Annotated in this window: 6 protein-coding genes, 1 tRNA gene and 1 rRNA gene; 4 read left to right on the forward strand and 4 right to left on the reverse strand. The window is 50.6% G+C overall.

The genetic code is table 11. The features are described from left to right. Positions 1–6 precede the first annotated feature (6 nt). Both Q7V06_RS09170 and rrf read left to right on the forward strand, forming a co-directional pair. Positions 7–78, forward strand: a tRNA-Cys gene (locus tag Q7V06_RS09170). Between the two features lie 6 nt (positions 79–84). Further along, positions 85–206, forward strand: a 5S ribosomal RNA gene (gene rrf, locus Q7V06_RS09175). 260 nt (positions 207–466) lie between these two features. Here the strand turns inward: rrf and Q7V06_RS09180 are convergent. The 3 genes from Q7V06_RS09180 to Q7V06_RS09190 form a co-directional block, all read right to left on the reverse strand. Further along, positions 467–1,363 (reverse strand): cation diffusion facilitator family transporter, encoded by an 897-nt coding sequence (locus Q7V06_RS09180; RefSeq protein WP_304840803.1) that lies wholly within the window; start codon positions 1,361–1,363, stop codon positions 467–469. A 52-nt stretch (positions 1,364–1,415) separates the two neighbouring features. Then, the gene (locus Q7V06_RS09185; RefSeq protein WP_304840805.1) at positions 1,416–2,438 is read right to left on the reverse strand and encodes a type II glyceraldehyde-3-phosphate dehydrogenase; all 1,023 of its coding nucleotides are present in this window, start codon (positions 2,436–2,438) and stop codon (positions 1,416–1,418) included. Between the two features lie 61 nt (positions 2,439–2,499). After that, positions 2,500–3,111 (reverse strand): hypothetical protein, encoded by a 612-nt coding sequence (locus Q7V06_RS09190; protein ID WP_304840808.1) that lies wholly within the window; start codon positions 3,109–3,111, stop codon positions 2,500–2,502. 60 nt (positions 3,112–3,171) lie between these two features. On the opposite strand from Q7V06_RS09190, the gene Q7V06_RS09195 reads away from it, so the two are divergent. Together Q7V06_RS09195 and Q7V06_RS09200 are read left to right on the forward strand one after the other, a co-directional pair. Further along, positions 3,172–3,777, forward strand: a complete 606-nt coding sequence (locus tag Q7V06_RS09195; protein WP_304840810.1) for a cysteine hydrolase family protein — start codon at positions 3,172–3,174, stop codon at positions 3,775–3,777. Between the two features lie 64 nt (positions 3,778–3,841). Further along, positions 3,842–5,032: a M24 family metallopeptidase gene (locus tag Q7V06_RS09200; protein WP_370650840.1), complete on the forward strand. Its 1,191-nt coding sequence runs from the start codon at positions 3,842–3,844 to the stop codon at positions 5,030–5,032. 10 nt (positions 5,033–5,042) lie between these two features. Here the strand turns inward: Q7V06_RS09200 and Q7V06_RS09205 are convergent. Then, positions 5,043–5,633, reverse strand: a 591-nt coding sequence (locus Q7V06_RS09205; RefSeq protein WP_304840814.1) for a cache domain-containing protein, incomplete at its 5' end; no start/stop codon positions are given.

The raw sequence follows: 5,633 nt of genomic DNA on the forward strand, positions 1-5,633 counted from the left end.
CACAGCGCCAAGGTGGCGGAGCGGCCACGCGGTTGACTGCAGATCAACTACACCCCAGTTCAAATCTGGGCCTTGGCTTGTGGTAATGGCGGCCATAGCGGTGGGGATATACCCGGACTCATTCCGAACCCGGCAGTGAAGTCCACCTGCGTCGAATATGGTACTGAGGTACGAGAGTCCTCGGGAACTATTCAACGCTGCCAATACCACCCCCTTATTATGAAACAATGACTTCTTCTCATGAATCCTTGACACATGACGGTTACGTATCTGTCTCTTCTATGAATCCGGATGTAATATCCATATGATCATATCATATCCCAAACGGGAGTACCATGGTTTTGCACATGAACATTAGCGATGTTCGAGTGCAATAATAATGATAAATACCTCTCAGGCATACTGTGGAGATCGTGAAAGAATAGTTGGGATTGATAATGTGTTGGTTACTATCTCACCAAAACAATCAATCGGTATGCTCCCTGATCTCTTCAACAAGAGCACAATCCCTGCATTCATCGCACTCAAACTCAAGCGTTGAATGGAGAATCCGGTACTTCTTCAGCCGCTCTTTGATCTCCTGTTTTATCTGCTCATTCCTACCCATATCCGATTCACAGGAATATACATGTGCATCAAGCACGTTGATATCTGAGCAGAGACTCCACAAATGAACATTATGCACCCCTTTTACTCCGTTCACAGAGATCATATCCGCAACCACTGCATCAAAATCAACAGATTGCGGCGTGAACTGAAGAAGTATAATGATGGTCTCACGGAATATTCGTGCAGCCGATATCATAATCAGAATCGCGATGATACCGGATAGGATCGGATCAGCCATCACCTGACCGGTGAAGGAGATCCACAATGCAGCAACAATCACAGCAAACGACGAGATGGTATCCCCGACAACATGGAGAAAAGCACTTCTCACATTCAGGTTATGGCTGCCATAAAGGAGGAAGACGATAAAAACATTTGCAGCAAGACCGATGCAGGCCACGATAAGCATCAGGCCACCGTCAACCGGGGCAGGGTTGAGGAGACGGTGGTATGCCTCCCATAGTATACCAAAACTAACACCGATCAACAACAGCGAGTTGATGAACGCTGCAAAGATCTCCCCACGGTGGTAACCATAGGTCCGCTCTTTGGTTGGAAGCTGAAGTGCAAGAGTCATTGCACCAAAGGAGAGGATGAGTGCGAGGAGATCACTGAACATATGTCCTGCATCACTGAGCAGGGCAAGCGATCCGGAGAGAAGTCCGCCTGCAACCTCCACAAAGAAGAAGAAGGCTGTGACAAATAACGCGATCTTAATAGATCTCCGAAAATCCCGGACTTTTTCATCTGTCATCGTATCTTCTTTTCCTTGCAGCGTCTCCGCTTTGGCATTGAAAAAATATGATTCACCGGATCGGTGAGAACCCGAGTGAATGATTTGTGAGAGCAATCGACTCTTCAGCCACTTTGATCGTCCCCATCATCGCCCTGATACAGTCGATCGTCTCGACAACCACATCAGCCTCCTGATGGATCGCCTGGAAGAGGTAGAGGTCATCACCATCGACTGATATCGATCCTTCAAAGACCCCGTTCTCCCAGAGATCAGCCCTCGGCCTACCGAGGTCCATCACATACTCCTTCAGTTCAGCCGTCGAGGTGATCCCGGTTTGTGTCCTGACAAGCCCGATCCTTGGATGATTTTTGATCAGTTCAAGAACCCGGTTCCGGTCTCCGGGTCGTGCGAGGTCCATCTGGACGACATGCATATGCATCATCGTTGTAGGAACAATGAGTGCGGTTGTGACGATTCTGATATCAGGGATGACAGACTGGACATCAGGGCCATGATGAGATGGGATCGTAACAGGGTTGCAGACGATCGCGTCAATTGGTCCCCGTTTGATATCGCCCGGGTCACCTCCGCGGCGGATCATTGTAGCTCTTACCTTTTTGACACCATATTCATCTGAGATGAGTTTGATGATCCGGCAGAGTCCGGTGGTGTTGCAGGAGACGACACGGACATAGTCTTTGCCGATGGCATCGGCATAGTTGCATGATGATGAGAAGGAGAAACCCGCCACCTCATGGTCTTCACCACCCTGCCAGATCGCTTTTATCCCGGCTTTTTCATAGAGAGCGCGGTTCTTTGCGCCGATACCACCCGGAGTTGCGTCCACAACAATATCACAGGCGGCAAGCATCTCTTCAACCGATCCTGCAACAGGTATCCCGGCTTTATCAAATGCATCCTTCTTTGAGAGATCGGCGATATAAAGGGGGAATCCCCGCGCCTTTGCAATATATGCCTCTGCGGAAGGTTTCGTCTTTGATACACCGATGATCTTCATATCCGGCTGGCAGGTGACCGCATCGGCGACACGTTTACCGATAGTCCCATAGCCATTAATGGCAACCCTGATCATAATCATGCATAAAGGTTCAAAAATAATTAAACTTCCCTGTTGGATTCCGGAAGAGGAGTTCTTATTCTTCCTGAGCGAACTCAGAGAAGAACTCGTCTGAGACAATTGAGCAGGACCCTGCAGGATCAACCATCAGAAGGGTGTCAAAGGTGATCCAAGTCTTCGTCCGGTGAACCGGGTTAATGCGGCAGAACCCCTCGGATCTGAAGAGGAATGGTATCCCTTCAGGAGTCTTACAGTGGATTACATCTGCTTTCAGCGGATAAAACGAGACACCATCACGTTCAAGGCAGGGGATCGCGCCATACCTGAGTCCGTCAAGACCGATAATAACTGCCCGATCAAAGAGCGAGATCATATCCCTCTGTATCGCTGCGTCTATCTGATCGATTCCCACCTCAGATCCGGGGCTATACCGGTTCCCACGTATGAAGAGGGCGATACCCCCCTCTCCGAGGGTGTTTTTGTCTTCTGTACAGAACCCTCCGGTATCAAGATTGATCGGAAGTGCCCGGTTATTTCTTAAACGGAGTGTGGTGAACCAGAGACGAACACCGCGTGTGGTGGTGCAGTCGTACTCGTACGTAAAATCGATGACACCAGCACCGAAGATCGTCTCTGCAATCTCCTCAATGATCTCTCTGTTCTCATCACATGCGTTCTCGTCGTGCATTGCTCAATTGATTCCTGATATCCTCTGTTACGTTCATCCTCATCAATATGCCGAAAGAGAATGCGGAAATATAATGCCCGCAGGATGTCAGATCAGTGTATCATGACTACAACCGCCCTCTTGATAATCGATATGCAGAACGATTTTGTCGGGCCGGATGCCCCTCTCAGGGTTTCCGGTGCCGATGAGATACTCGGATCTGTCAGAGCAGTTCTCGATGATTTCCGAAGTAAGGACCTCCCGGTGATTCATATTCTTCGGATTCACCGGCCTGGCGGTTCAGATGTCGAGCATTTCAGACGGGAGATCTTTGCAAAGATTCCGTTTGCGGTTGCGGGGACAAGAGGTGCTCAGGTTATCCCATCCCTTACGCCTCTTCCTGGTGAACATATTCTTGCAAAGACACGGATGAGCGGATTTATCGGAACCGATCTCGATCTCCTCCTCAGATCACTTGGAGTGGAGAGGATCGTCGTTGTTGGCATCCAGACACCAAACTGCATCAGAACAACCGTCTTTGATGCGATGGCGTATGGGTATGATACACTACTCATCTCAGATGCAACTGCTGCTGCAACACCTGAGATCCATCAGGCGAATATCCGGGATATGGCGGCGATCGGTGTCTCGATCCTCACAACAGAGGAGTGCAGGCAGAGGATATGATCTGGGAGACCGCCTGAATCAGTGGAGGGTATCAAGTATCCTCCGGACAACTCTTTCTATGCATATGAAGGTCCCTGAGTCCGAACTGGCAAGCCGCCTCTCAAGATTCTGCCAGCGGATGGATGCGTCTGATCCGGACTGGGAGATCGCCGTCTTCTTCGGAAAGATCAATCAGTACTACTTCTCCGGCACGATGCAGGACGGTATGCTCATCATCCCGCGTGACGGTGAGCCGGTCTACTGGATTCGCCGTAGTTTTGACCGGGCAGTAGCAGAATCTCTCTTCCCTGATATCCGCCCGATGCAGAATTTCAGGGATGCGGCAGGGGATATGGTATCATTCCCCAAATCCTGCCATATCGAGAAGGAGATTGTTCCTGTTGCGCTTCTCGAAAGGTTCAGGAAGTACTTCCCTGTGACGAAGGTCTCCTCTCTTGACCGGCAGATTGCGTATGTGAGGGCAGAGAAGAGCTCGTATGAGATCGACCTCATGAGGATATCAGGAGAGATCCACCGGCATGTCCTTGAAGATCTGGTTCCCGAAATACTTACGGAAGGGATGACCGAGGCGGAACTCGGCTGCGCACTCCATACGATCCTCATTGAAGAAGGGCATCATGGGATCGTCCGGTTCTCGATGTTTGAAAATGAGATCGTCCTCGGTCAGATTGCGTTTGGGGAGAACTCGATTGCTCCAACATACTTCAACGGACCCGGGGGATCAGTCGGCCTCTCAGCAGCAGTTCCGCTCCTCGGATCACGCCACCGGAGGTTGAAGACCGGTGATCTCGTCTTCCTCGACACTGGGTGCGGGTATGAAGGCTACCATACCGATAAAACCGTTGTGTACCAGTTCGGCGCACCTCTTCCCGATGAGGCTGCTGCTGCACATTCTGTCTGTCTGGATATCCAGGAGAGGATGCGATCACTCCTCCGCCCCGGTGTAGTCCCATCAGACATCTACAGAATGATCATGGGGGATCTTGCTGCTGACCATCAGCAGAACTTTATGGGATATGGGAAGAGGCGTGTCCCATTCCTCGGTCATGGTGTGGGGCTTGAGGTGGATGAATATCCGGTTATTGCAGTGGGTTTTGATGAACCGCTCAGAGAAGGGATGGCGATCGCCCTTGAACCGAAGATCGGCGTCTCCGGGGTCGGGATGGTCGGGATCGAAGATACATTTCTGGTTACTCCATGTGGGGGAGAGTCGATCACCGGAAGAAACCCGGGACTGATAAAAGTGGGGTATTAGATCCCCCTGTTCACTCATGAAGACCTGCGTAAATTCCTGATCCGACGAGCCAGTCAGTACCTGCCGGGGTGACATAACAGAGCTTCAAACCCTCAACTCCGGTAGCCGGGCTCTCATAGGTGATATACACAAACCCGCCGCCTCCTTCTGCAACTGCAATCTCCCATGCAACCCCGGAGACACCATATGAATCCTTAAACTCTGTTCTGTCTGATCCAAGTACTTCAGGCTGGTATGGGAGGGCAAGTGTCGTTCCATCAAAGTCGTATGCAAAGATGTACGCCTCTCCCTGTGCGAACTGACCCTGTTGATCATTGAATGCTGCAACTGCCTTCTCCCTCCCGTATACAAGTGCATAGTCATGGGCATACCGCACACGGTGGATGAGCGAATCTTTTGCTTCAGGGGAGAATTCTGTGGTGATGCCGGAGAGGTAGATGCCGGATCCGACAAACCAGGTCTCGTCAACCGGGAGTAGATAGGAGAGTTTCAGCTCTTCTGCAAATCCTTTCTCCGGGTTTGGATAAATATAGTAGATGTTCCCCCCTCCGGTCTCTGCTATCCAGATGAAACCGTCAATGAAGAGGACACCGTTTGCATC

This window comes from Methanocalculus sp. (genome assembly GCF_030651615.1).
GTDB lineage: Archaea > Halobacteriota > Methanomicrobia > Methanomicrobiales > Methanocorpusculaceae > Methanocalculus.